We start from the raw sequence: 25,143 nt of genomic DNA, 5'->3' as shown, positions 1-25,143 counted from the left end.
CTACCCGCGGCTCCGACCGGCGGTGGGCCGCCTACCCTCCTGCCACCACTTCTCCGGAAAATGCGATGCGCACTTCCCGGGCGAGGGCCCGGTGGTCGGGCTCCTCCAGGTTGGGATCGACATCCAGCAGGGCCGCCGCGTCGGCATGGGCCGCCTCGATGACGGCGCCGTCCCGCATGATGTTCACGAGCTTGAGGCCGCTGGCCCCGTGCTGGCGGTTGCCGAGGATGTCGCCCTCGCGGCGCAGGGACAGGTCGAAGGCGGCCAGCTCGAAGCCGTCGTCGGTGGTCTCCATGGCCGCCAGGCGCGCGAGGGACTCCTCCCGGGTGGAGGCGGAGACGAGGAACACCTCGGCCGCCTTGGTGCCGCGGCCCACGCGGCCCCGCAGCTGGTGGAGCTGGGCCAGGCCGAAGCGGTCGGCGTCCTGCACGATCATCACCGTGGCGTTGGGCACGTCCACGCCCACCTCGATGACCGTGGTGGCCACGAGCACGTCCACCGCCCCATCGCGGAACCGCTCCATCACCTGCCGCTTCGCCTCGGTGCCCATAGCGCCGTGGAGCAGGGCCACGGTGAAATCGGGGAAGGTGGTCTTCTGGAGCACCTCGGCCTCCCGGGTGGCGGCGGTCACGTCGTCGTCGGCGAAGTCGGCCTCCCCCTCGATGGCCACGGCCGGGTGGTACTCCTCCCCCGCCGCATCGGCATCGGCCGCCTTGCCGGCGGCCTTCTCGTCGCGCTCCTCGGCGCCCTTGCCCACGAGCGGGCACACCACGTACACCTGCTCGCCCCGCTCCAGAGCCGCCCGGGCCGCGTCCAGCGCCTCGCCCTGGAGCTGGCGGGGCAGCACGCGGGTGGTGCGGGAGACGGCGTCGTGGGGACGGTGCTTGATGTAGGACAGGGTGAGATTGCCGTAGAGGGCCAGGGCCAGCGTGCGCGGAATGGGGGTGGCCGTGAGATAGAGGGCATCGGGGGCCTCCCCCTTGGCCAGCAGCTTCGCCCGCTGGTCCACGCCGAAGCGCTGCTGCTCGTCGATGACGGCCAGGGACAGCCGGGCCGGCTGCACGTCGTCGGACAGCAGGGCATGGGTGCCGATGAGCACGTCCAGCTCGCCGGCAGCGAAGCGCTCGGTGATGGAGGCGCGCTCCGGGGCCGGGGTGGAGCCCGTGAGGAGAGCGCAGCCCACGCCGGCCGCCTCGAGGAGGGCGCCGAGCCCCTCGGCGTGCTGGCGGGCCAGCACCTCGGTGGGGGCCAAGAGCATGGCCTGGCAGCCGCTGTCGGCGGCCGCGGCCAGGGCGAAGCCGGCCACGACGGTCTTGCCGGTGCCCACGTCGCCCAGAAGCATGTGGTTGGCCGCCGTCGGCGCGGCGAGCGCCCCTAAGATATCGTCCCGCGCCCGTTCCTGCTCGCCGGTGAGGGCGAAGGGCAGCGCCCCGGTAAAGGCCGCCACGCGGGGGCCGTCCACGGTGTGGGCCACGGCCTCGCGGCCCCGGGCGCGCTCCGCCCCCTCCTGCATGAGGAAGAGCTCCAGGTACAGCAGCTCCTCGTAGACGAGCCGGCGCCGGGCCTCGTCGGCCTCGGCCGGCGTGGCCGGGAAGTGGATGGCGGCCAGAGCCGCCCCCCGGCCCATGAGGCGGTAGCGCAGGCGCAGCCCCAAAGGCAGCGGGTCGAAGACACCTCGGATCTCCTCCAGGCCGTTGGCCACGATGCGGCGCACCCAGGCCGCCGTGAGCTTCTCGGTGGCCGGGTGCACCGGCACCACGGTACCGGTCAGGGCCGGCCCTTCCCCGCCCCCGATCACCTCGATGAAGGGGTTGGTCATGCGCTTGTAGCCGTAGTCGAAGGTCACCTTGCCCGATACGGCCACGGCGTCCCCGGCCTTGATCTGGTCCATGAGCCAGGGCTGCCGGAAGGCGGTCACCACGATGATGCCCGTGCCGTCCACGAGCGCGATCTCCACGAGTTTCAGGTTGTAGCGGGGCTTCTTCAGCTTGATCTCGTGCACGGTGCCGCGAATGGTGCAGGTTTCGCCGATGCGGGCGCTCGCGCAGCTCTCCACGCTCGACAGATCGATGTAGGACCGGGGAAAGTGGGTCACCAGATCGCGCACCGTGCGCACCCCGAGTTTCTCCAAGGCCTGGGCCCGGGCGGGACTCACCAAACGGACCCGCGACACGGGCCCGTCCAATGCCAGCGTAGCTTTTTCACGATCGATGGGCAAAATCCATTCCCCTTTTTCGTTTTGTCGAAGGGACGCGCCCGAGGAAGTCAGCGAGGTTTCGACAGGTGCCTGGAGTTGCGTTGAAAAGCGGCTGAGCGTACTTCGTTACGCGAAGGCAAGCTTTGAAGCGCAAGACCAGGTGCCCGTCGGAACCGCAGCGTCAAGGTCGAATAAAACGAAAGTTTTATTCGACGGAGAAAATAATCGGATACAAAGGCTGCTCGCCGCGCTGGGCATCCACTTCCAGATCCTCGTAGGCCTCCTCCACCGACGCGACCAGGGCCTCCAGATCCTCGTCGGAGTAGCCCTCGCCGGCCAGGATGGTGCAGGTGTCGGCCTCGTCGGCCTCCATCTTTTCCAGCAGGGTGAGCACCGCCCCCTCGATGGTGGAGTCCACAGCCTCGATGGAGCCGTCGGCGATGCCGATGACGTCGCCTTCGGCAATGGGGTTGCCCGCGGCGTCCTTGGAATCGCGGGTGGCCCAGGTGACCTCGCCGGTCTTCACGGCGGCGGCCGCGGCGGTCATCTCCTCGACATTGGTCTCGAGGGAGGCGTCCTGGTCGACGCAGAACAGGGCCGAGAAGGCCTGGGGCACCGACTTGGTGGGCACCACGGCGCACGGAGTCTCGGACAGCTCGGCGGCGGAGTTCGCGGCCATGATGATGTTGGAGTTGTTCGGCAAGATGATGACGGCCTCGGCGTTCACGGCGCCGGCGGCATCCAGCAGGTCCTTAGTGGAGGGGTTCATGGTCTGGCCGCCCGAGACGACCACATCCACCCCGAGGCTTTTCAGGATGGCAGCGTTGCCCTCGCCGGCGGCCACGGCCACAAAGCCCACGGGCTTGCGCTCGGCCTCTTCCTCGGCGGCCAGCTTCTCGGTGCGCTCGGCGGACTGGATCTGCATGTTGTGGATGAACACCTCGGAGACCTGGCCGTGGTCGAGGAAGTACTTGAGCACCTGATCGGGATGATCGGAGTGCACGTGCACCTTGAACTTCGGCACCTCGCCCACGCACAGCTCGCAGTCGCCCATAGTGGACAGGAAGTTCAGCGCCTCCTCGCGATCGAGGCTGTCGGAATCCACCAGGAACTCGTTGCAGTAGCGGTACTGAGAGCCCTCCCAGTCGTTCACCTGCTCGATCTCCACCTTCGGGTGCGCCCCGCGGGCGAAGGACAGCTCGTCGACCATGGTGCCGGCGCGGCCCAGCAGGGCGGCAGTGAAGGCGTCGAAGAGGATGGCCAGGCCGAAACCGCCGGCATCTACCACGCCGTGCTCCTTGAGCACGGGCAGCAGGTCGGGGGTACGCTGCACCGAGGCGTAGGCCTCGGCCACGATGGCATCGAGGGCCGCCTCGGTCTCCAGCTCCTCGTCGGCGGCGTTCTTGGCCGCGGCGGCCGCATCGCGCAGCACCGTGAGGATGGTGCCCTCCACCGGCTTGCGCACGGCCTGGAAGGCCACCTCCACGGCCTTGGCGAAGGCGGCGGCCACGGTGGCGGCGTTGAAGACCTCGGCACCCTGGGCGCCCTCGCACAGGCCGCGCAGGATCTGAGAGGTGATGACGCCGGAATTGCCGCGAGCCCCCATGAGGGCGCCGGTGGTGATGGCCTTGCGGATCTCGGCGCCCGTGGCGCCGATGGGCAGGCTCGCGGCGTTGGACACCACGCTCTGGATGGTGAGCGACATGTTCGTGCCGGTGTCGCCATCGGGGACGGGGAACACGTTGAGGCGGTTGACCTCTTCCTTGCGCTCCTCAAGGGACTTGGCGGCAGCGGCCACGGCGTTCAAGATGTTATTGGAAGAATAGGTAGTAGACATGAGAGGTTGTTTCTCCTTCATGAGGGCGGCGCGACGGAACGGACGGCTCCCGGCACCCAGATCGACGGGGGCTAGCGGCGCACCTTGACATCCATGACGTGCACGTCCACGCCAGCCAGCGGCACCCGTGCGTACTCCTTGAGCGCGAAGCTGACCTGATCGATCAGGTTACGCGACACCGTGGCGATGTTGGTGCCGTACTCCACGATGATGTAGAGGTCCACGTGCACGCCCTCGTCGAGGCTGTTCACCACCACACCGCGGCGCAGGCGGCTGGCGGGCAGAATCTTGGCGATGCCGTCGGCGGCGTTGGGGGCGCACACGCCCACCACGCCATAGCACTCCATGGCGGCATTGCCGACCAGATCGGCGAGCACATCGTTGGCGACGTGCAGATTGCCGGAAATCGCAGAACTCATGGGAGGCGTCCTTTCCTCTGAGTTATTCCTGAGCTTAACGGGAAAAGTATAGCGCATGGACGGTGGCGCGAAGGTTACCTGCGGTTGACCGTCGGGCATAATCCACAAACCTCGGGCCCAAACGGAAAAAGCCCGCGAGGCGGGCTTTGCGTTGAATCTTCGCAGGCAAGACGCGAAAAGCCCGCGAGGCGGGCTTTCGAGCTTCGAGCACTTCGGGGAGCGAGCTTAAGCGCGCTCGACCTTTCCGGCCTTCATGCAGGAGGTGCACACGTTGGCGCGACGAACACGGCCCTTCGCGTCGCGGATGGTGATCTTCTGGATGTTCGGACGGAACATGCGGTTGCTCACACGATGGGAGTGGCTGATGCTACGACCAGCGACGGGGTGCTTACCGCAAACTTCGCAAACCTTCGACATTACTATCAACTCCGTTAAACCAAATTACTTGTTTAAGACACAGCCTTGTTAATATACCACAGTCATATCGGCTGTTACAAGAGAAATTTATGCGATTACCAAAAGGCGCTTGCATGCCGGGCAGATACCGAGCGGTGCCTGGCTGCGCAGATCGATGAGGCGGCCGCTCTCGATGGGCATGCGGCACACGCCGCAACGGCTGCCATCGAGCACACCGATGGCCACGCCGCCGGAACGGGCCACAATGCGATCGTAGGCTCGGGCCAGATCGTCGTCCACCTTGGCCTCCACCGGGCCACGGGCCGCCTCCAGCTTGGCGATGGCCAGCTTCAGGTCGCCCCCCTGCTTCTGGAAGGAGTCGATGGCCTGCTGCTCCTTGGCGCTTATCTCCTCGACGGCCAGGGCGATCTGGGCCTCCATGGCGCCGATCTTGTCGAGCTCGGCCTGAATGGCGGCGCGATCCTCGGCAATGGTGCCGCGCCGGCGCACGATGCCGGCCAGCTCCTTGGTGCGGGCCTCCACGTTGCGGAAATCGCCGTGGGCCGCGTCGATGGCCGCCTGGACGCCGGCCTCCTTCTTGGCCAGGGAGGCATCCTCGTCGTCGATGCGGGTGATCTTCTTCATGGTGGCTCGCTTCAGCTCGGCCACCTTCTCGCCCTTGGCCTGGATCTCCGCCTTCTTGTCGCGGGCGGCCATGATGATGGCCCGCTGGGGAAGCTCGTCGAGTTCCTTGGTGAGGCGCATGATCTCCAGATCGATGCGCTGCAACTCGAACAGGCCCTCGATATCTTCCCGTGTGGCGTCCATGGCACGTCTCCTTCGTCGTCCGGTGAATATACTCATGATAGGCGAAAACCCCCTCCGTGGGAGGGGGCGACGGAAAAATTCTATGGAGTTCGGCGAGCGACTAGACGCGCACGGCCTCGGGATACCACCAGTTCTCGGACTGGTCGATGAGGACGATGGCGTGATCGGGCACGCCGGCCCGATCGAGGGCCTCGGCGAGCACCGCCACGAGGGGCAGCTCGCTGGCATCGTGGCCCAGCTCGATGACGGAGAGCCCCGCTTGAGAGAGTTCCAGGGCGGCGTGGTACTTCATCTCGCCGCAGACGATGACGTCGGCGCCGGCCGCCAGGGCAGCGGCCCCCGTGCCGGCCGCCGAGCCGGTGCAGGTGACTGCCCGGCGCACCGGCGCGGCGCTGTCGCCCCACACCCGCGGAGCGCGGCCGAACACCGCCGTACAGCGGGCCGCAAGGCGCCCCAGAGTCTCCGGCGCCTCCCCGTTGGCAGGCACCTCGCAGATCTGGCCGTAGCCGGCCCGGCGCGTCGCGCCGGCGGACTCGGCCACCTTTCCCGTGAACTTCAGGCCCAACATGCCCGGTAGCACCCGGGCCGCCCGGGGGCTCACGTCCAGGGCCGTGTGGAAGTCCATGAGGGCCACCTGGTGGCGGATGGCCGCCCACACCCCCGCCCCAGGACTTGCCGCCACAGAAGGCTCGGGAGCGAAGGCGTCGGGGGCGGTGAGGAAGGCCGGGTGGTGGGTGACGAGCACGTTGGCCCCCGCCGCAGCCGCCTCCTCGATGGCCCGTACCGTGGGATCGAGAGCCACGGCCACCCGGGTCACGGGCAGAGCCCGCTCCCCCACGAGCAGCCCTGTGCGGTCCCAGTCCTCGGCGTCCTCGGCGGGAAACTCCTTCAGGAGCGCCTTCTCCAGGGCGCCCACGGTCATTGAGAACGACTTGCACGCCAACTCGGCCGAGCCGCGGCGGGACAGGGCGTCCCGCTTCACCGGAGCGCCTCCGCGCTCCCCCTTGTTGAACAGACCCATAGCGATCAGCTTCCTTCGTCGTCGTCACCGGCGCCGGCGGCGCCGATTTCCTCACTCGATGGTAATACTTCGGCGGTCCCCTGTGGCTGTCGGAACGGTAACGCTTCTATAGCCCGCCTCGTACATGAGGTCGTAGGCCCGGCGGATGTCGCGGGCCACGTGGGCCGGGTCGTGGGAATCGCAGCCCACGGTGCAGGGCACCCCCGCCCGGCGAAACGCCGCCAGCAGACCCGGGGCCGGGAACATCTCGGCGCAGGCGTAATAGCCCCCCGACGTGTTCACCTCCACCATGCGCTCGCCGGCCCGGGCCGCCTCGGCCATGGCCTCGTAGAAGGGTGCCAAGTCGAAGGTCGGGTAGAAGCCGAACTTCTTCGCCAGGTCCGGATGGCTCATAGCGTCGTAGAGGTTCGCCCGGTTCGCGGCCGCCTCGCACCACAGCTCCCCGTAGCGGCGCCAGATGGCATCGGGGGCGCCGGGCTCTTCCCAGCGAGCGCGCTGGGCCGGGTCGTCGAAGGCCCAGCCGTCGATGAAGTGCACGCTGCCGAGCTTGAAGGCGAAGGGGGCCAGGGCCGCCTCGTCCAAGGCGCGGTCCTCCAAATCCCCCAGGTAATCCATCTCGGTGCCCGTGATGAACTCGATGGAGGGATGGGCGGCGCGGACCTGCTCGATCTCGGCCAGATAGCGGGGGCGGTTCTCCTCGGTCATGGAGAGGTAGCGGTCGGGATCGAAGGCGCCCGACAGCGGGAAGTGCTCGGTGAAAGCCAGCGTGGTCAGGCCGGCCGCCGCTGCGGCGTCGGCGTATTCCGCAATGGAGCCGGTGCCGTGGCCGGAGTACACGCAATGGCAGTGGGTGTTGACGAGTTCCATAGGGCTCCTTACCAGTTCAGAACTTTTTGGGCGGCCTGCGCGAAGGCGTCGATGTCCGCCTCGGTGGTGTAGCGGCCCAGGGAGACGCGCAGGGCGTTGTAGACCTCGTCGCCGCCGATGCCCATGGCCTTGAGCACGTGGCTCGGCTCCAGGGAATGGGACGAGCAGGCGCTGCCGCCGGCCACGCAGAAGCCGAGCTGGTCGAAGCGCAGCACCATGGTCTCGCTCTCCCACTCGTCGGCGAGCACATGCACGATGTTGGGAAGGAAGTCGCGGCTGCCCGGATCCACTTCCACGGTGGCCTGGAAGCCGCCCAGGGCCCCGAGGGTGCCGTAGAGCCGATCGCGCAGGGCACGCAAGCGCGCCGATTCGTCCTCCTCGCCGGCCACGGCCGCCTCGCAGGCCGCCGCGAAGCCGACGATGCCGGACACGTTCTGGGTGCCGCTGCGCCGGCCGCCCTCCTGACCGCCGCCGAGCAGGAAGGGGGCGAAAGGAGTGCGGGCCTTCAAGTACAGGGCGCCCACCCCCTTCGGGCCGCCGATCTTGTGGGCCGAGAAGGAGGCGGCGTCCACGGCCAGGGCCTCCAGGTTAAGCGGCATCTTCCCCAGGGCCTGCACCGCGTCGGTATGGAAGAGGGCGCCCGCATTGTGAGCCAGGGCCGCCAGCTCGGCGATGGGCTGGATGGAACCCACCTCGGAGTTGGCCGCCTGCACCGACACGAGCACCGTGTCGGGGGTGAGGGCCTCCTCCAAGACCCGGGCCTCGATGAAGCCCTGGCGGTTGGGACGCAGGTAGGTGACGCGCACGCCGGCGGCCTCCAGGCGGCGGCAGGGGGCGAGCACCGCGTCGTGCTCGATGGCCGAGGTGATGACGTGAACCGGACGGCCGCCCTGGCCGGCCAGGCGTCGCTGGTCGCGGGCGGCGGCCACGAGCCCCGCGATGGCCGCGTCGTCGGCCTCGGTGGCCCCGGAGGTGAAGACGATCTCATCGGGGCGGCGCGCCCCCAGGGCACGGGCCAGGCGGCGCCGGGCCCCCTCCATGGCGTCGAAGGCCGCCCGGCCCGCGCCGTAGAGGGCGTTTGCATTGGCCCCGGCCGGCAGGTTTGCCGGCCCCGGCACCCAGAAGGGTTCCATGGCCCGGGCCGCCTCCTCGCCGAGGGGGGCCGTGGCGGCATAGTCGAGATAGACGGGAAGCTCGGTGGCGTTGTCCATGGCTTCTACGCCTCCTCGCCGCCGGCCAGGGCGGCCAGGCGCGCCCCGTCGGCCGCGCCCTTGACGGCGGCCAGGGCCGCGGCTGGGTCGGCGGCCTTGAACACGGCATTGCCGCACACGAGCACGTCGGCCCCGGCCGCGGCCACGAGCGGGGCCGTGGCCTCGCCGATGCCGCCGTCCACCTGGATGAGCAGGGCCTCGTTGCCCGCGGCCCGCGCGAGTGCGGCCACTTCGGCCACCTTCCGGTCGCTGCCGGCGATGTAGCTCTGGCCCGAGAAGCCCGGCTCCACGGACATGACGAGCGCCATGTCCAAGTCGGCGATGACCGGGGCCAGGGCGGACACCGGCGTCTTGGGCTTGAGGGCCACGGCGGCCTTGCAGCCGGCCTCGCGAATCATGGCCACGGCACGGACGAGCTCCTCTTCGGTGAGCGCCTCGGCGTGCACGTTCACCAGATCGGCCCCGGCCTCGATGAACCAGGGGATCTCGGTCAGGGGGTTGTCGATCATGAGGTGCACATCGCAGACGAGCGACGTGGCGGCCTTGAGCTGCTTCAGCAGCGGCACGCCCATGGTGAGGTTGGGCACGAAGTGACCGTCCATGACGTCGATGTGAACGAAGGCCGCGCCGGCCTGCTCGATCATGGCGATGTCGGCGCCGAGATTCATGAAGTCGGCCGACAGGATGGACGGGGCGATTTTCACCGGTTGGTACATGATGGCATCCTCATCTCGCGAAGTTCCAGTGACGCTATTCTAGCGCACCGGCCGCGAGCAGCGGCGTATAATGGACGGTAGCGGCAAACCTGCATCCCAAGAACAAGGAGCGCCCGTGGCCCACGATGCCCGCACCTTCTTCACCTATCCCACCGCCTTCGGCACCGTGACCATCGGCGCCGACGGAGGGGCGGTCACTGCCGTCGTCCTGGGAGAGGCGCCCCTTCCCGGCGAGCGCCGGGCCGTCGCCGTCACCACCGAGGCGGCCAACCAGCTCATGGAGTACCTCGCCGGCAAGCGCACCGCCTTCACCGTGGCCTGCGACCCCGCCGGCACCGATTTCCAGCGCCGAGTATGGCGGGCCCTCGCGAACATCCCCTACGGTCAGACACGCACCACCCGCGAGATCGCCGAGGCCCTCGGTGCCCCCGACGCCTATCGGGCCGTGGGCACCGCCGTGCGGAAGAGCCCCCTTGCCGTTCTCGTCCCCGCCCATCGCGTCGTGAGCGCCGCGGGCAAGGCTGCCGGCGCCGTGGAAAGCGCCCTGCTGAACCTGGAACAGCAAAACATACGGTAGCGCCCGCCGGCGCCCGGGGCGTCTGCGAAGTTCTCTGAACACCACCGTGAAAAAGCGCCCCGAAGGGGCGCCCATAAAAGCATGAGGGAGCGCAGCGCCTGAGCGAAGCGAACAGCGAAGCGGGTACTGCGCGGACGCCCCGGGCGCCGGCGGGCGCGGACGAGCAGAGCCGCCCTACTTCCCTATCGCCTCGTCCTGGAGGGCGTCCAGCTTCGCCATGCACTCGTCCACCGAGGCGCCGGCCAGAAGGTCGCGCACGATGAGACACACGTTGCCCCATTGCTCCACGTCCATGGCGGCGTTGGAGGCCAGCACGTAGGTGTCGGCCTGCACCAGATCGTTCAGGGGCCGCAGCGGCTCCACGCAATCCACGGCCACGTTCTTGGAGGGCGAGATGACGCGGTTGGTCTCGGCATACAGCTGCAGGGCCTCGTCGGAGAGCATCACATCCATGGCGGCCAGGGCCTCGTCGGCGTGCTCGGCGCCCGAGGCGACCCCGTAGCCGGTCATGGACAGCACGGGCATGGGCCCCCGCTCGCTCGGGAAGCCGATCACCTCCATGGTGAAGGAGGGGTTGCCGTAGGCGGTGTCGGTGTTCGCCGCGCCCCAGTAGGCCATGGCCATGGGGCTCTCCCCGGCCATGAAGTCATCGCCCTCGCCGATTCCCTCGAAGGCCTCGCTCTTAAGCGCGTTCTCCGCATCGATGTAACCGCGATCCATCAGCGCTTTCAGAAACTCGAAGCCCGGGCGCATATAGTCGCTGTAGCGGGCCTTGCCGGCGTTCAAGGCCGCCACCTCGGCCTCCACATCGCCCCCGTTGTACAGGGCGGCATAGGCCTGGGCGAAGACGAACGTCTCGAGCCACCAGCGGTTGGCCCCCAAGGGCACCTCGTAGCCCTTCTCCTTCAGGACGCGGCAGACTTCCAGAAATTCCTCGGGGGTGTTCGGCAGGGCCAGGCCGCACTCCTTGAAGATGTCCTTGTTCACGAACAGGCCGTAGGCCACCACTTCCTGGGGAATGGCCACGAGCTTGCCGTCCACGGTGTTGGCCGCGCGCACCTCCTCGCGCAGGTTCTGGGCGCAGGCAAGCCCCGACAGGTCGGCCAACTCGCCTTCGGCCCCGAGGGCGACGATGGCGTCCGCATTCAGCAGGTACAGGTCGTCCTTGGCGCTGCGCACCCGATCGAGGCACACCTCGTCGTAGGTCTTGTCCTGGTAGTCCTCGGCGGTGTAGGTGCGGTAGGCAACCGTCAGGCCCAGGGCCTCCTCGGCCATGGCAATGGTCTGATCGCTGGCGGTACGGGCCGTATTCTCGGCATCGGGGCTGGCCTTCTCCATGGGACTGAAGAAGTTCACCACAAGACCGTCGTCGCCCTCGTCGTGCACGGCCAGGTTCCGCGTCCCCTCGCCGCCCCCGCAGCCGACCAGGGCCAGGGCGGCGAAGGCCGCCACGGCGCCGGAGATGATGCGACGGCGCAAGTTCCCCTGTTGCTGGATCATGACTGTCCTTTCTCGACGAGGCGATCGACGACCTTCTTCAAGTCGCCGATCTCCAAGGGCTTCGCCACGTGGGCGCTCATGCCGGCGGCAAGGGCCGCCTTCTCGTCCTCGACGAAGGCGTCGGCCGTCATGGCGATGATGGGAATGGTGCGGGCATCGGGGCGTTCCAGAGCGCGGATGGCGCGGGTCGCGGCGTGGCCGTTCATCACGGGCATCTGCACGTCCATGAGGATGGCGTCGAACTCCCCGGGCTCGCAGGCCTCGAAGCGCTCCACGGCGAGCCGACCGTTCTCCACGATCTCCACCGTGGCGCCCTCCACCCCCAACAGCTCGCTCAGGATGCCGGCGTTCAGGAAGTTGTCCTCGGCAGCCAGGAAGTGCTTGCCCTGAAGGACCGTGTCGTAGGCCGCGGCTGCGGCGGCTTGCCCCGCCCCGGTGATGTCCTCCACCTTGTGCCTCAGGGTGGAGAGGAAGAAGGGGCGCGTGAGCACACCGGCCCACGGCGGCAGAATAAGGCCCTCTTCCACATCGAAGTTGTGATCGAGCACGAACACGAGGGGAACCGACCGGTCGTCGGCCGCCCCCGCCGCCGCCCGCAGGGCTCCGGCCGCCTCCAGGCAGGCGGAACCGAGCACGTCGCAGCAGACGAGGATGATCTGGTAGCCGCCCCGCGGCGCGGCCGCCTCGGCCCGGGCAAGGGCCTCCTCCACCGACGGCACCGCATCCACCCGCACGCCGGTGCCCTCCATCTGGCTGCGGGCGATCTCGCGGCCGGCGGCGGTGGGGTCCACCACGAGCATGGCACGCACGCCCTGCGAGCGCCAGAAGAAGCCTTGGGCCTGCTCGTCGGGAATGCGCAGCTCCAAATCGACCCGGAACAGCGAGCCGACCCCTTCGGTGCTCTCGGCCTCGATGGTGCCGCCCATGAGCTCCACGAGGCTCTTGGTGATGGACATGCCCAGACCGGTGCCCTGCACCTTGTTGGTGGTGCTGTTCTCGGCCCGCGTGAAGGAATCGAAGATGGTGGCCAGAAACTCCGGGGTCATGCCGTAGCCGTCGTCCTCCACCTCGATGCGGATGCGCTCGAACTGGTTGGAGTGCTGCGCCAGGCCGATGAAGCGCAGGCAGATATGGCCGCCCTCCGGCGTGTACTTCACGGCGTTGGACAAGAGGTTGATGAGGATCTGGTTCAGATGGGTCTCGTCCCCGATCACGCGCTCGTGGTTCACGCCCGCGATCTCGGTGCGGAAGACCTGGTGCTTGTCCCGGGCCATGGGGCCGATGATGGACTCCACGGCCACGAGGGAGTCGCCCAAGTTGAACTCGGTCAGGTTCATGGTGGCCTTGCCGCTCTCGATCTTGGAGATGTCGAGCACGTCGTTGATGAGATCGAGCAGATGGCGGCCGGAGGCCATGATCTTGCTGGCGCAGTCGCGCACCTTGGCCGGATCGTCGGCCTCCTTGGCGATGATGGTGGTGAAGCCGAGCACGGCGTTCATGGGCGTGCGAATGTCGTGGGACATGTTGGCGAGGAAGGCCGATTTCGACTCGTTGGCCACCTGGGCCGCCTGAAGGGCCCGGGTCAGCTGCTCGTTGTGGAGGGCGCGCTCCGCTTCCCGAGCCTTCTGCAGCTGGAGCTGCCGACGGCGGTTGTAGGCGTAGATGACGACGCACAGCACGAAGGCGGCGGCCGCAATGCCAATGACGAGGGCGATGGCGGTGTTGACCGCGTCGGCCTCCTTCTGGATGGCGGTCATGGGCACGTAGCCCACCAGATAGGTGGTGCCCCCGTTGATGGACCACAGGTAGCACAGCGACTCGCGGCCCTTCACCTGGTGGGCGAACATGATGGAGGACTTGTCGGCGATGCCGCTCTCCACGAGGGTCAGGGTCTCCTCGTCCAGCACGTTGTTGGCCCGGTAGAAGTCCTCCAAGTTCAAATGGCCCGCATCGCGCTCCCCCATGCCCTCGGGCTTCAACACGAAGCGCTCGCTCGTGGCGTCCATCAGGTACAGAACCGCCTGCTTGTCGTAGAAGCCCTCGGGCATGGACCGCTCGATGGCGTCGTAGACGTACTCGGCGTACAGAGTGCCCAGCTCCTTGCCGTCGCGCTCGATGGGGCAGGCGATGGTATAGGCCCAGGTGCCCAGATGATTGACGTAGGACTGGGAGATGGGCAGCCCCACGACCGTGCCGCCGGCGGAGAAATCGAGATCGGCGGGGCTGAACGGCTCGCCGTCGTTGGAGATACCCTCGCTCGCGCCCGCGGGCACCACCGACAGCTTGGCCGTGGTATCGTTGTTGCGCAGGTTGAGAATGTAGTCCCGCGGGTCGTCGGCCGCGGCGATCTCCTCGGCGATGAGCTGCTGGAACTCCGCCTCGCTGCGCATAATGGCCTCGACGGTGTTCTCGATGAGGTTCAAATTCTCGTTGAGGTTCTGGATGGCGGCATCGGACATATCGTCGTAGGTTTGCCGCGCCACCCCGTAGATGGAGGCGCCCATGGCCGCGAAGATCACGAGGACAACGATGACCCAGCGGCCATAAGCCCACTTCCCACCGTTCTTCGCTTCGCGCTCCACCACAGTCTCCTCCTTCTTCGACTATCTGATAACGGTACGGTATCAGAAGCAAAACTGCAAGGGCAAAACCACCGCTCCCCTGGTGGCAGGTGATTTCTCCCATAAAAAAGCGACCCTCCGGCAGGGGAACCGGAGGGCCGCATCTCAGTACGCACGGAGGAGAAGGGGAAACGTGCGCATGGACTTGGTTTCCGCCGCGAGGGTTTTGAGAGAGAGGAGAGAGGAGGGTTCACGCAGGAGACGGTGCGACGGAAGCTCTGGAAATGTTGTCAAGGTCCGCGCGGTTCGGGTTCGCTTTCGCGCCTTCCCCGCTTGGCTGATGACAACAATAAGGCCTCCCCGCTCCCACGACAGCGAGAAGGCCTGTCGGTTGCGCCGACGTATGCGCATCGTTGACCGGGCGAAACCTGATAGTGCAGGTGAACAATTAGCAGAAAAGCACTGCGACGACCCTCCGGCGCGAGCTGTCGGGCAGGGGCGCCGTGCTCGGGCAGTCCTCGCTTGGGAGAACAGGACATTGAGTCCTGTTCTCGTCGCTGCGGAATCTGCGCGCGGACCCCCGCCCGACAGCCCGCGCCTTCTCCCCTCAGCTTGAGGCGCCCCTACCCCGAACCCGGAGCCGGACGGCCTAGTAGAACTCGCTCTTCAAGGGCCGGTCGATGAGGACGGCGGCGGCCTCGCGGGGATTCACGCCCTCCCACACCACGCTGCGCACCGTATCGGTCAGGGGCAGTTCCACCCCGTAGCGCTCTTCCAAGGTGCGCAGGGTCTTGCAGGCGATAGCCCCTTCCACCACCATGTGGGTCTGGGCCGTGAAGTCGTCCAGGGTAAGGCCGCGGGCCACGTACTGCTCGCCGAAGCGGCGGTTGCGCGAGTGCCGGGACATGCAGGTGACCACCATGTCGCCGGCACCCCCCAGGCCCATGCAAGTGATGGCCTCGCCACCGGCAGCCACCACCATGCGGCTCATCTCGGCCAGGCCGCGGGTGATGAGCAGGGCCGCCGTGTTGTCGCCGAAGCCCATGCCGTAGCTGATGCCCACGGCGATGGCGATGACGTTCTTGAAGGCGGCGCACAGCTCCACGCCCACCGGATCGTCGGAGGTGTAGGTACGGAAGGCCCGCGTGGCGAACAGGTCGCGGAAGAACAGCGCCGTCGCCTCCGAGGCCGAGGCCACGACAGCGGCCGAGGGCTTGCGGCAGATGACCTCCTCGGCGTGGGTGGGGCCCGACAGCACTGCCAAGCGGTCGCCGTTCCCCAGCTCGGCGGCGAAGGTGTCGATGGGCAACAGACCCGTCTGTTCCTCCACACCCTTGGAGCAGATGACCACGGGCGTATCGGGCGCGATAAGCGCAGCCAGGTCGCGAGCCACGGACCGCAGGGCCGCCGACGGGGTCACGATGACCACGGCCTCGGCGCCGTCTGTGGCCTCGCTGTAGTCGGCCGTGGAGCGGATGGCATCGGGAAGGCGATAGTCGGACAGGTAGCGGGGGTTGCGATGATCGGCATTGATGGCCCGGGCCACCTCGGCCGTGCGGGCCCAAAGTGCCACCTCGTGCCCCGCCTCGGCCAGCACCAGCGCCAGCGCCGTTCCCCAACTACCGGCCCCAATAACTGCTACGCGCATGGGCGCTCCTTTCATTCTTGCTGCCACTCCTCGGGGCGGAGCTACGGGGTATTCTGATTCGCTCTACAGTCCTCGCTCTGCAGAACAGGACATTAAGTCCTGTTCCGTTCGCTGCGGAACTCGCTCGGTCAGAACACCCCGTATCTCCGCTTCACTCAACCATGGTTGAGGTTTATGCCACCTTCTTCTTGCTTCCTATCTTGTTCTCGGTGCCGGCGCGCAAACGCTGAATGTTGGCGCGGTGGGCCCAGATGACCACGAGCGCCGTGGCGGCGATGATGACCCAGGCGATCCAATGGCCCCAGAAGTAGTACAGGCCGAGCAGCGGGCAGATGGCCGCAGCCGCGATGGAGCCCACCGATACGCAGCGGGTAACGAGGATGCCGAGGGCGAACACCGCAATCTCGATGAAGAAGCCCACGGGCCCGTAGACGAACAACAGGCAGGCGGCGGCCACGGCGATGCCCTTGCCGCCGCGGAACTTCAACCACGGGCTGAAGATGTGGCCCAGGGTGCAGCCGGCGAAGGCCAGGGCCAGCGCGAGGTGCGCCGCTCCGAGGGAGGCGACGGGGGGCCAGATCGAGTACTCGGGATGGACGGTGCCGACCACCTCGGCCGCGGCCCAGAGCGCCCGAGGGGCGAATACCCAAGCCGCCAGCCAACCCGACAGCACGCCCTTGCCGAAGTCGAGCAGGAACACGGCCGCGCCGCCCACCTTCCCCAGGGCGCGCATGGCATTGGTGGTGCCGATGTTGCCGCTGCCCTCGTCGCGCAGGTCCTTGTGGAAGGCCAGCTTCGAGACGATGACGCCCCAGGGGATAGATCCCAGCAGGAACGGGACGATGAACGACAGGGTCAGGTAGGTGATGACGGTGTCCACAGCCTAGTCCTTCTTCTTGAACTTGAAGCGGATGGGGGTGCCGGTGAGGTCGAAGGCCTCGCGCATGCGGTTCTCCAGATAGCGCTCGTAGTTGTCGTCCACCACGTCGGGGCGGTTCACGAAGAAGGTGAAATACGGCGGGCAGGTGCCGGTCTGGGTGAGGTACTTCATGCGCAGCACGGCCTTGCCCTTCGACACGGTATGGCCCGTCTCGCGAATGCCGGCGAGCCAGCTGTTCAGCTGGTTGGTGGGGATGGTGCGGCTGAAGTTCGCGTACACGGTGTCGATGGCGTCCCAGATGCGGTCGACGCGCTTGCCCGTGAGCGCCGAGATGGCCACCACGGGCGCATAGCCGACAAACGTCATGCGGTCCTCGATGCGCTCGCGGATCTTCTCCTTGGCCTCGGGGCCCTCCACGATGTCCCACTTGTTCAGCACGATCACCATGGCGCAGCCGCGCTCGGCGGCGTAGCCCGCCACGCGCTGATCCTCGTTGGTGAGCCCCAGGGTGCCGTCGATGACGAGCAGGGCCACGTCGGCCCGGTCGATGGCGCGCATGGCGCGGACGAAGCCGTAGTACTCCACGTCCTCGTCGATCTGGCTCTTGCGGCGCAGGCCGGCTGTGTCCACGATACGGTACATCTGGCCCTCGTGCTCCACCAGGGTGTCGATGGCATCGCGGGTGGTGCCGGCCACGTCGCTCACGATAGAGCGGTCGTTGTTGGTGAGCTTGTTGGTCAGCGAGCTCTTCCCCGCGTTCGGGCGGCCGATGATGGCCACGTTGATGGCGGGCACCTCTTCCTCAGGGGAAAGGTCGCACTTGCGCAGCTCGGCTACCACGTCGTCGAGCAGGTCACCGGTGCCGTTGCCGTGCTGGGCGCTCACGGGCCACGGATCGCCCAGGCCGAGCGCGTAGAACTCCCACACCTCGTCCATGCGGGCCGGGTTGTCCATCTTGTTCACAGCCAGGAAGGTGGGTTTGTTGGTGCGCTGCAGGATGCGGGCAACTTCCTCGTCGTCGGCGTTGATGCCGGTCTTGCCGTCCACAAGGAAGATGATGACGTCGGCCTCGCGGGTGGCCTCGAAGGCCTGGGCGCGGATGGAGCCCTGGAAGGCGTCGTCGCCGCCCATCTCGATGCCGCCGGTGTCGATGAGCATGAACTCCACGCCGTTCCAGTCGGCCTTGTGGTAGCTGCGGTCGCGGGTGACGCCGCGCATCTCGTGGACGATGGCCTCGCTCGTTTGGGCGATACGGTTGACCAAGGTGGACTTGCCCACGTTGGGGCGGCCCACGATGGCGACGATGGGAAGTGCCATGATGTTCCTCTTATCTATGGTTGGGCCGGGCGCGGGGCTGCGCCGGACGACTGGCTCCTACGAACGACCGTCAGCCAGGGCGATGATCTCCGGCAGGTAGTCGAGCGGATTACAGGATACCACGCAAACGGCCGCTCCCGCCGCGTTTTCGATATCCTGCACGGTCATGTCATCAAGCGTGACGCCGTCGTCGTTCAAGATGACTTTGGGAATGAGGAAGAGGGGCTGCGGCTCCCCGCCTGTCGGAGGCAGCGGGTATACCGATTCGCTCAGACAGTCCTCGCTTTGTGAAAATGTCCACCGGACATTTTCAGTCGCTGCGGAACTCGCTCGGTCGGCACACCCGCTGTCTCCTCTACGCTCAACCTTTATTGCCTGCTTTTCGGAAAGCACATTCCGCACGGCAGCGGCGATGTCGCAGCCGCAGAGGAGGCCGGTGACGTTGACGTTGCCGCCGAAGTAGGCGTTTTTCACCGTGAGGGGCACAAGACGGCCCGCCAGGGGGCTTTGGGCCACCATGGCGTCCAGAAAGGGCTGCATGGCCTCGCCGACGATGAAGCGGGCGGTGAAGTTGCGGGCCGTCAGGGCCTCGGCGGCGCGGGCGGCCAGGCCGCTTTCGCAGGCGGCGGCGAACTCGTCCACGTAGGAGCGAACGATGCCGATGCCGTCCTCGAACATCTCGTAGTCGCCGTAATCGCCGGCGGGAGGGATGTGAGCCGGGGTTTCCGCGCCGAAGGCGTTCACGTAGAACTCGTCGGCGGCGAACACCCACGGGCCTCCCCGCTCAACACGGGCGCGGGCCTGGAAGGGCTCGATGGTGCGGATGACATTCAAAGCCGCCTCGGGCGTGGTGAAGCTCTCGTGCAGGGCCGTCTGGTGCTTCGTGAAGCCCAAGGGCACAATGCCCACGTTCTGGATGTTCGGCCGCTCCCAGGCCCATTCCAAGGTCTCGCGCAGGGCATCGCCGTCGTTCACCCCGGGCATGAGCACGATCTGGGCATGGGCCTCAATGCCGGCGGCGAGCAGGCGGTCGAGGGCGTCGAGTCCGTGCTGGGCGCGCCGGCCGATCATGGAGCGGCGCAGCTCGGGATTGCTCGCGTGCAGGCTCACCCGCAGGGGGCTGATCTGCTGCTCGATAATGCGGGCCTCGTCTTCGGGCCTCAGGTTCGTCAAAGTGACGAAGGTGCCCGACAGGAAGCTCAGACGGAAGTCGTCGTCGCGCAGCACGAGCGAGGGGCGCACGCCCTCGGGCAGCTGGCGCATGAAGCAGAACACGCAGGCGTTGCGGCAGAGCTTCACCTGGTCGAAGAGCACGCCGTCGAACTCGAAGCCCCAGCGCTCCCCCGCTTCCCGCTCCAGTTCCACTTCGCCCGCTTCGCCGTCTTGGTCGATATAGCCGACGGTTATGACGTCCTCAGCCGCGAGCCACCTCCAGTCGATGATGTCGCGCAGGGGCTGGCCATCCACCGTCGTGAGATAGCAGCCGGCCGTGAAGCCCGCATCGTCGGCGGGACTCTCCGGCTCCACGGCGGCGATGGGCGCCACGGGGCCGTCCCACGCCGCAGCTGCCGCCTGGGCCGGGGTGAGGGCTGCGGTGCCGCAGCCGGTGCAGACCACGCCCGCACCGGAGGCACCCCCGTCGGAGACGGAGCCGAGGGCGGTCGCGTCGGGGACGCTCGCACCGGGAGTGCTCGCGGAGCCGAGGGCGGCCTGCGCCGCCCGCTCGATATCCTTGCCGGGATAGGTGGCCATGGCGCCTACAGGGTCTTCAAGAAGGCCTCCACGGAGGCGATCTGGTTCTCGGGGGTGGAGGCGCCGGCCGTGACGCCGATGCGATGGCAGCCGGCGAAGGCCGCCGCATCCAACTCGTCCACCGACTCGATATGGAAGGTGCGCGGGCAGGTAAGGGCGCAGACCTCGGCCAGGCGCGTGGTGTTCGACGAGTTGCGGCCGCCGATGACCACCATGGCGTCCACGGCCGAAGCCAGATCGGCGGCAGCCTCCTGACGCTGGCGCGTGGCCGAGCAGATGGTGTTCTTCACGATGGGATCAAGCCCCTGCTCGCGCAGGGCCGCGACCACCGCTTCCAGGTTCTCCTTGCGCTGGGTGGTCTGGGCCACCACGCCCACCGGGTCGTAGAGCCCCGCGGGAATCTCGCCGGGACCGGCCACCACGTCCACCTTGCCGCCGGCCTGACGGGCCCAGGCGGTGAGCCCCTCCACTTCCGGGTGCCCCGCCTCGCCGAGCACCACCACGCGGCAGCCCTCCCGAGCCAGCTCGGCCGCGGCGGCCTGGGCGCGGGACACGTGGGGGCAGGTGGCGTCCACCACGGAAAAGCCGCGATCCACCACGGCTCCCAGCACCTCGGGCGTCACCCCGTGGCTGCGAATCACCACGGCCGGAACCTCATAGGCGCCGTCCGCGCCGATTGCGACCTCGTCGGGAATGTCCTCCACCGATGCCACGGCCGCGGCCCCGCGGGCCGCCAGCTCGTCCACCACCTGGGGGTTGTGGATGAGCGGCCCCAGGGTATAGGCGCGACCGCCGGCCTCTATCACCTCGGCGGCCATGTCCAGGGCCCGCTGCACGCCGTAGCACGCGCCGGCCCGCTTCGCGCGAATCACTTCCATGGCTACTCCTTCTCGGGTGCGGGCTTGCGCCCCCCGCCCGACCTTCTTGGACAAAACTGGCTTCGAATCGACGGTTTGGGGTATTTTCTGTCCCCCAAACCGTTCTTTTCAAGCCATCGACACGGCAAATGTTGCTTTTTCGACAGAAAACCAGAGGGAATTTCCCCAAAACCGTCGATTCCGAGCCAGAAACCTACTCTTCCTCGGCGCCCTCAGCCTTGGCGGCGGCCTTCTCGTCCTTTTCGGCCCGCGCCGCGGCCTTGGCCTCTTTCTCGGCGCGGACCGTGCGGGCCGCAGCCGCCACTTCCTCGCTCGTGTGGCGGGGAATGGGATGCTCGGCGAACACCGGGGCGTAATCGCGGGTCTCGGGGAACAGAGCCACCATGTCCACTTCCTCAGCGGGCACGCGGTAGAACAGAGCGAAGCTCTCGCGCATGGCGTACCAGGTGCAGGCCTCCACCCGCTCCTCCTTGGGCAGGAAGTCGAAGTCCGACACGAGGATGGGGTCGCCGTAGTCCACGGTCACCTTGGGAAAGCGCACGCGCTCCCCCTTGTTCTTGATGCGCTCCACCCCGCGCACGGTCATGGGCAAGATGGACACCTTCGCCATGCGGGCGATCACCGACACGCCGGCATGTAGGCTCGGCACCCGATCGGTCTTGCCGCGGCGCGTGCCCTCGGGCAGGATGCCCACGAGCTCGTCGTTCTTCAGCATGCGCACGGCTCGCTTGATGGAGGTCATGTCGGCCGTGTCGCGCTTCACGGGGAAGGCGCCCACCCGCGAGAGAATCTGACCGAGCAGGCCGCCGGCGTTGCCGAACAGCGAGTCGCGGCCCATGAGGCGCACCCACTGCTTCGGCCGTGCTGCCAGGTACATGAACACCACATCGAAAAACGACGTGTGGTTGCAGATGACGAGCGCCCCCGTGGCGTCTTGGAAGGCGCGCAGCTTTTGGCGGTTGTCCACGCGGTAGCGGAACAGCAGCTTGCACACGGCGCCCACGACCACGTAGACGAGGTTGCCGAACCAGTGGGGAATCTCATGGGAGCGGTCGCGGCCGCCCAGGTCCATGTCCCACATCTCGGAGTATTTCAGGAAGAGGCTCATAGGATTCCATTCCGTTTCTCAGCAAAGTACAAGCGTAGAGGGGACAGGGGGCGTTCCGACCGAGCGAGTTCCGCAGCGACGAGAACAGGACTCAATGTCCTGTTCTCCAAAGCGAGGACTGCAGAGCGAATCAGAATACCCGGCGGCTCAGACCAGCGGGGAGCCCCCCTACATCTTCTCCCGCGCCAGCTCACAGATCTGGTCGATGACTTCCTCGATGTAGTGGCTCGTGGAATCGATCTGCACGGCATCGGGGGCGGCGGCGAGCGGCGCGGTGGCCCGGGAGGAGTCGGCCTCGTCGCGGCGGCGCAGGTCGGCGAGCACCTCCTCGTAGTCGATGGAGCCGATGCCGCGATCCACGTTCTGGCGCACGCGGCGGTGGGCCCGCTCCTCGTCCGATGCGGTGAGGAACACCTTCACGGCCGCGTCGGGGAACACCACGGTGCCGATGTCGCGACCTTCTACCACATAATCGCCGGCGTTGCCGATGCGGCGCTGCTGGTCGAGCAGGGCGGCGCGCACCGAGGGGGCCGCCGACGTGGGGCTCACAGCGCGGTCGATCTCGGCGGTGCGGATAGCGTCGGTCACTTCCGCATCCCCGATGAACACGCGCTTGGGCACCGGGTCGCCGTCCACGTGGCCGAAGGCGATCTCGTAGGTGCGGGCTATCTCGCCCAGGGCCGCCTCGTCATCGAGGGAGACGCCGTTCTGCAGTGCCTGCCAGGCGATGGCGCGGTACATCGCGCCCGTGTCCAGGCAGGAGAAGCCGAGTTCTTTGGCCGCGGCCTTGGCCACGGTGGACTTGCCGGCCCCGGAGGGCCCATCGATGGCGACGATCATTAGCGCACCAGCTCCTTCAGGTCGGCGAGGAAGTTCGGATAGCTCACGGCCACGCAGGTGAAATCGGTCACGGACACGGGCGCCGACCCGCAGGCGCCCACGAGCGCCCAGGTCATGGCCAGGCGATGGTCGCCATGGGACTGGAACACCAGCCCCTCGGGCACGGCAAGGTCGGGGTTGCCCTCGATAAACAGGTCGTCCCCCTCTTCCCAAGCGTCCACGCCCAGCTGGCCCAGACCCTCGATGATGGCGGCCAGACGGTTCGACTCCTTCACGCGCAGCTCGCCCACCTCGTGGAACACCGTGATGCCCCGGGCATGAGCGGCCACGAGCGCCAGCACCGGGATCTCGTCGATGACCGAGGCGATGTGCTGGGAAGGCACCTCGCAGCCGCGCAGGGCAGCGGTGTGGCGCACATGGAGGGTGCCGCGGGGTTCCTTGCCCTCGGCGCCGCCGTAGGTCTCCTCGATATCGGCGCCCATGCGCTCCAAGGTGCGCACAAAGCCGATGCGGGCCGGGTTCAGCGACACGTTCTCGATGGCGACGGCGCTGCCGGGCGTAAGCAGGGCGGCCGCAGCGATAAAGGCGGCCGAGGAGGGGTCGCCGGGCACCACCACGTCGGAGGCGAGCATCTCGGCGGGGCCCTCAACGCCGGCCACGCGGGTGCCGGCCGTGGTGGGCACGTTGAACTCGGGCAGCATGAGCTCGGTGTGGTTGCGCGAGGGCGCCGGCTCGGTCACCGTGGTGGTGCCCTCGGCGAAGATGCCGGCCAGCAGCACGGCGGTCTTCAGCTGGGCCGAGGCCATGGGGCTCGCGTACTCGATGGCCCGCAGGCGGCGGGTGCCGTGCACGGTAATGGGCAGGTGCTCGGGGGATTCCGGCTCGAAGGTGGCGCCCATCTTCGCGAGCGGTGCCACGATGCGGCGCATGGGGCGCTTCTGCAGGCTGGCATCGCCCGTGATGGTGACGGCGATGTCCCACGGCGCCACAACGCCCATGAGCAGGCGCGCGGTGGTGCCGGAGTTGCCGCAGTCGATGGGGGCGTCGGGCTGGCTCGGCCCTTCCGCGTCCCAGCCGGTCACGGTGCCGGCGAGGGTTCCGTCGGGCTGCCGGTCGAGCGCCACCGTGGCGCCCAAGGCCTCCACGGCGCGAATGGAGGCGCGCACGTCTTCCGAATCCAACACGCCGGTCAGGTGCGAGGTGCCTTCTGCCATGGCGGCGAACAACACGGCCCGATGGGAGATGGACTTGTCGCCGGGCACATGGCACGTGCCCGCAAGCGGGCCGCCCAGCGGCTCGATGATGGTGTAGGGAGGCAGGTTCTCAGTCGACATGGGCGTACTCCTTCGGCATGAGGGGACTGAACGATACGGAGAAACCGGCATTGATCAGCTGGAGGGAAAGCTGGCCGATGTCGCCCTCATCGGTCAGGATGAGGGAGAGCACGGCGTTGCCCTCGCTGATATGGTCGATGTCAATGGATTGTATATTGCAGCCCACCGACGAGGCGATGGTGCACACCTCGGCCACCACGCCGGTGCGGTTCACCATGGGGATGCGCACCTCCAGGAGCTTCTCGGTGGAGGGCACCCAGGCGGCGGGCAGGGCGCGGCGGGCCTCGGCGGCCTCGGCCAGAAGCCGCGTGAAGGTCTCGCGGTCGCCCTCTTCCAGGGCGCGCGCGAACGAGCCGATGATGGCGGCCATCTCGGCCAGGCCGTCGCGCAGGGCCGCGGCGTTGTCGAAGGCGATGCCGCACCACAGCTTCGGGGATCCGGCGGCGATGCGCGTGGAATCCTTGAAGCCGCCGGCGGCCAGGCGCATGAGCGAGCGGGAGTCGTCGGCATGGGCACTGGCCAGCTGCATGAGGGACGAGGCCACCATGTGGGGCACGTGGCTCACGATGGCGATGGCGGAATCGTGCTCCTCGCGGCGCAGGGACACCACGCGGGCATCGAGGCCGGTGATGAGCTCGTGCATGCGCTGAAAGTCCTCGGGGGCCGTGCGCTCGTCGGGGCAGAGGATCCAGTTCGCGCCCTCGAACAGGTCGGCGCGGGCCCCGGCGATGCCGTTCTGCTCGGAGCCGGCCATGGGGTGCCCGGGCACGTAGCGCTCAGGGGCCGGCAGCAGCGCTTCGGCTGCGGCCAGGATATGCCCCTTGGTGGAGATGGTGTCGGTCACGAGGCCCGTGTAGCCCCAGTCGCGCAGGCGGCCCAGGTAGTCGTCCACCGCGGCCACGGGCGTGGCGATGACCACCAGCTCGCAGTCGCCCTCGATGAAGGCGCGGAAGGCCGCATCGTCAGGGCCGGCCGCCTCGGCGCACCAGCCGCGCTCCACCGCCGTGGCGCAGGTAGCGGCGTCGGTGTCCACGCCGAAGATGCGCACCCCCGGCATCTTGGCCGCCAGCGTGGCCGCCAGCGAGGCCCCAATGAGCCCCAGGCCGATAACGGCCACGGAGGCGAAGGGAGCTTCGTTCAATTCGGAAGATTCAGTCATGGAAATACTTGTGTCCTCAGTCGAGCAGGTACGAATCATTTCCTATTGTATACGAACGCGCCACCCCCCGGGTTCGCGCACCCGCCAGCGCCGCATT

Annotated in this window: 21 protein-coding genes; 1 reads left to right on the top strand and 20 read right to left on the bottom strand. The window is 67.7% G+C overall.

What is annotated here, in order from left to right:
• Positions 1-31 precede the first annotated feature (31 nt).
• The 9 genes from ACTOXK_RS04530 to rpe all read right to left on the bottom strand — a co-directional run bounded on the left by ACTOXK_RS04530 (position 32) and on the right by rpe (position 9,492).
• A complete protein-coding gene (locus ACTOXK_RS04530) occupies positions 32-2,218 on the bottom strand; it encodes an ATP-dependent DNA helicase RecG (RefSeq protein ID WP_482279859.1) in 2,187 nt (728 codons plus the stop codon).
• 184 nt (positions 2,219-2,402) lie between these two features.
• Positions 2,403-4,034, bottom strand: a complete 1,632-nt coding sequence (locus ACTOXK_RS04525) for a DAK2 domain-containing protein (RefSeq protein WP_482277865.1) — start codon at positions 4,032-4,034, stop codon at positions 2,403-2,405.
• 71 nt (positions 4,035-4,105) lie between these two features.
• A complete protein-coding gene (locus tag ACTOXK_RS04520) occupies positions 4,106-4,453 on the bottom strand; it encodes an Asp23/Gls24 family envelope stress response protein (protein WP_016308563.1) in 348 nt (115 codons plus the stop codon).
• 225 nt (positions 4,454-4,678) lie between these two features.
• Positions 4,679-4,870, bottom strand: coding sequence for a 50S ribosomal protein L28 (gene rpmB / locus ACTOXK_RS04515; RefSeq protein ID WP_160324524.1), 192 nt, complete (start codon positions 4,868-4,870; stop codon positions 4,679-4,681).
• An 87-nt stretch (positions 4,871-4,957) separates the two neighbouring features.
• Complete coding sequence (locus tag ACTOXK_RS04510) at positions 4,958-5,677, bottom strand: zinc ribbon domain-containing protein (protein WP_482277864.1); 720 nt, start codon at positions 5,675-5,677, stop codon at positions 4,958-4,960.
• Between the two features lie 100 nt (positions 5,678-5,777).
• The gene (locus tag ACTOXK_RS04505; protein ID WP_482277863.1) at positions 5,778-6,698 is read right to left on the bottom strand and encodes a Nif3-like dinuclear metal center hexameric protein; all 921 of its coding nucleotides are present in this window, start codon (positions 6,696-6,698) and stop codon (positions 5,778-5,780) included.
• 51 nt (positions 6,699-6,749) lie between these two features.
• Positions 6,750-7,565: a histidinol-phosphatase HisJ family protein gene (locus tag ACTOXK_RS04500; protein ID WP_482279858.1), complete on the bottom strand. Its 816-nt coding sequence runs from the start codon at positions 7,563-7,565 to the stop codon at positions 6,750-6,752.
• Positions 7,566-7,573: 8 nt separating this feature from the next.
• Positions 7,574-8,776: a cysteine desulfurase family protein gene (locus ACTOXK_RS04495; RefSeq protein WP_482277861.1), complete on the bottom strand. Its 1,203-nt coding sequence runs from the start codon at positions 8,774-8,776 to the stop codon at positions 7,574-7,576.
• Between the two features lie 5 nt (positions 8,777-8,781).
• The gene (rpe, locus tag ACTOXK_RS04490; RefSeq protein ID WP_482277860.1) at positions 8,782-9,492 is read right to left on the bottom strand and encodes a ribulose-phosphate 3-epimerase; all 711 of its coding nucleotides are present in this window, start codon (positions 9,490-9,492) and stop codon (positions 8,782-8,784) included.
• Positions 9,493-9,607: 115 nt separating this feature from the next.
• Here rpe and ACTOXK_RS04485 point away from each other — a divergent pair, with 115 nt between their 5' ends.
• Positions 9,608-10,069, top strand: a complete 462-nt coding sequence (locus ACTOXK_RS04485; protein ID WP_482277859.1) for a methylated-DNA--[protein]-cysteine S-methyltransferase — start codon at positions 9,608-9,610, stop codon at positions 10,067-10,069.
• Between the two features lie 174 nt (positions 10,070-10,243).
• Here ACTOXK_RS04485 and ACTOXK_RS04480 read toward each other — a convergent pair whose 3' ends face one another.
• The 11 genes from ACTOXK_RS04480 to ACTOXK_RS04430 all read right to left on the bottom strand — a co-directional run bounded on the left by ACTOXK_RS04480 (position 10,244) and on the right by ACTOXK_RS04430 (position 25,046).
• A complete protein-coding gene (locus ACTOXK_RS04480) occupies positions 10,244-11,569 on the bottom strand; it encodes an ABC transporter substrate-binding protein (RefSeq protein WP_482277858.1) in 1,326 nt (441 codons plus the stop codon).
• On the bottom strand, positions 11,566-14,154 hold the full coding sequence (locus ACTOXK_RS04475) for a hybrid sensor histidine kinase/response regulator (RefSeq protein ID WP_482277857.1): 2,589 nt from the start codon (positions 14,152-14,154) through the stop codon (positions 11,566-11,568). Before ACTOXK_RS04475 ends, ACTOXK_RS04480 begins: the two co-directional genes overlap by 4 nt.
• Positions 14,155-14,779: 625 nt before the next feature.
• The gene (locus tag ACTOXK_RS04470; RefSeq protein WP_482277856.1) at positions 14,780-15,793 is read right to left on the bottom strand and encodes an NAD(P)H-dependent glycerol-3-phosphate dehydrogenase; all 1,014 of its coding nucleotides are present in this window, start codon (positions 15,791-15,793) and stop codon (positions 14,780-14,782) included.
• Positions 15,794-15,950: 157 nt separating this feature from the next.
• Positions 15,951-16,658 carry a glycerol-3-phosphate acyltransferase gene (locus ACTOXK_RS04465; RefSeq protein WP_482277855.1) on the bottom strand — a complete coding sequence of 236 codons (708 nt, stop codon included), beginning with the start codon at positions 16,656-16,658 and terminating at the stop codon, positions 15,951-15,953.
• Between the two features lie 3 nt (positions 16,659-16,661).
• On the bottom strand, positions 16,662-17,975 hold the full coding sequence (gene der / locus ACTOXK_RS04460; RefSeq protein ID WP_482277854.1) for a ribosome biogenesis GTPase Der: 1,314 nt from the start codon (positions 17,973-17,975) through the stop codon (positions 16,662-16,664).
• Between the two features lie 57 nt (positions 17,976-18,032).
• On the bottom strand, positions 18,033-19,727 hold the full coding sequence (locus ACTOXK_RS04455; protein ID WP_482277853.1) for a DUF512 domain-containing protein: 1,695 nt from the start codon (positions 19,725-19,727) through the stop codon (positions 18,033-18,035).
• A 5-nt stretch (positions 19,728-19,732) separates the two neighbouring features.
• Positions 19,733-20,605 carry a 4-hydroxy-3-methylbut-2-enyl diphosphate reductase gene (gene ispH / locus ACTOXK_RS04450; protein WP_482277852.1) on the bottom strand — a complete coding sequence of 291 codons (873 nt, stop codon included), beginning with the start codon at positions 20,603-20,605 and terminating at the stop codon, positions 19,733-19,735.
• 193 nt (positions 20,606-20,798) lie between these two features.
• The gene (locus tag ACTOXK_RS04445; protein WP_482277851.1) at positions 20,799-21,713 is read right to left on the bottom strand and encodes a lysophospholipid acyltransferase family protein; all 915 of its coding nucleotides are present in this window, start codon (positions 21,711-21,713) and stop codon (positions 20,799-20,801) included.
• Between the two features lie 168 nt (positions 21,714-21,881).
• Positions 21,882-22,553 (bottom strand): (d)CMP kinase, encoded by a 672-nt coding sequence (gene cmk, locus ACTOXK_RS04440; RefSeq protein WP_482277850.1) that lies wholly within the window; start codon positions 22,551-22,553, stop codon positions 21,882-21,884.
• Complete coding sequence (gene aroA / locus ACTOXK_RS04435) at positions 22,553-23,887, bottom strand: 3-phosphoshikimate 1-carboxyvinyltransferase (RefSeq protein WP_482277849.1); 1,335 nt, start codon at positions 23,885-23,887, stop codon at positions 22,553-22,555. Before aroA ends, cmk begins: the two co-directional genes overlap by 1 nt.
• Complete coding sequence (locus ACTOXK_RS04430) at positions 23,877-25,046, bottom strand: prephenate dehydrogenase (protein ID WP_482277848.1); 1,170 nt, start codon at positions 25,044-25,046, stop codon at positions 23,877-23,879. Before ACTOXK_RS04430 ends, aroA begins: the two co-directional genes overlap by 11 nt.
• Between the last annotated feature and the right edge of the window lie 97 nt (positions 25,047-25,143).

Source organism: Adlercreutzia sp. (assembly GCF_056795635.1).
This window is presented reverse-complemented; position numbering and strand designations above follow the sequence as displayed.

Coding starts and splice junctions, on each gene's coding strand:
- ACTOXK_RS04495 (WP_482277861.1), bottom strand. CDS start 8,776: ATGGACAACGCCACCGAGCTTCCCGTCTATCTCGACTATGCCGCCACG.
- rpe (WP_482277860.1), bottom strand. CDS start 9,492: ATGTACCAACCGGTGAAAATCGCCCCGTCCATCCTGTCGGCCGACTTC.
- der (WP_482277854.1), bottom strand. CDS start 17,975: ATGGCACTTCCCATCGTCGCCATCGTGGGCCGCCCCAACGTGGGCAAG.
- ACTOXK_RS04470 (WP_482277856.1), bottom strand. CDS start 15,793: ATGAAAGGAGCGCCCATGCGCGTAGCAGTTATTGGGGCCGGTAGTTGG.
- rpmB (WP_160324524.1), bottom strand. CDS start 4,870: ATGTCGAAGGTTTGCGAAGTTTGCGGTAAGCACCCCGTCGCTGGTCGT.
- ACTOXK_RS04525 (WP_482277865.1), bottom strand. CDS start 4,034: ATGTCTACTACCTATTCTTCCAATAACATCTTGAACGCCGTGGCCGCT.
- ACTOXK_RS04505 (WP_482277863.1), bottom strand. CDS start 6,698: ATGGGTCTGTTCAACAAGGGGGAGCGCGGAGGCGCTCCGGTGAAGCGG.
- ACTOXK_RS04500 (WP_482279858.1), bottom strand. CDS start 7,565: ATGGAACTCGTCAACACCCACTGCCATTGCGTGTACTCCGGCCACGGC.
- ACTOXK_RS04520 (WP_016308563.1), bottom strand. CDS start 4,453: ATGAGTTCTGCGATTTCCGGCAATCTGCACGTCGCCAACGATGTGCTC.
- ispH (WP_482277852.1), bottom strand. CDS start 20,605: ATGGAAGTGATTCGCGCGAAGCGGGCCGGCGCGTGCTACGGCGTGCAG.
- cmk (WP_482277850.1), bottom strand. CDS start 22,553: ATGATCGTCGCCATCGATGGGCCCTCCGGGGCCGGCAAGTCCACCGTG.
- ACTOXK_RS04445 (WP_482277851.1), bottom strand. CDS start 21,713: ATGAGCCTCTTCCTGAAATACTCCGAGATGTGGGACATGGACCTGGGC.
- ACTOXK_RS04430 (WP_482277848.1), bottom strand. CDS start 25,046: ATGACTGAATCTTCCGAATTGAACGAAGCTCCCTTCGCCTCCGTGGCC.
- aroA (WP_482277849.1), bottom strand. CDS start 23,887: ATGTCGACTGAGAACCTGCCTCCCTACACCATCATCGAGCCGCTGGGC.
- ACTOXK_RS04480 (WP_482277858.1), bottom strand. CDS start 11,569: ATGATCCAGCAACAGGGGAACTTGCGCCGTCGCATCATCTCCGGCGCC.
- ACTOXK_RS04510 (WP_482277864.1), bottom strand. CDS start 5,677: ATGGACGCCACACGGGAAGATATCGAGGGCCTGTTCGAGTTGCAGCGC.
- ACTOXK_RS04455 (WP_482277853.1), bottom strand. CDS start 19,727: ATGGCCACCTATCCCGGCAAGGATATCGAGCGGGCGGCGCAGGCCGCC.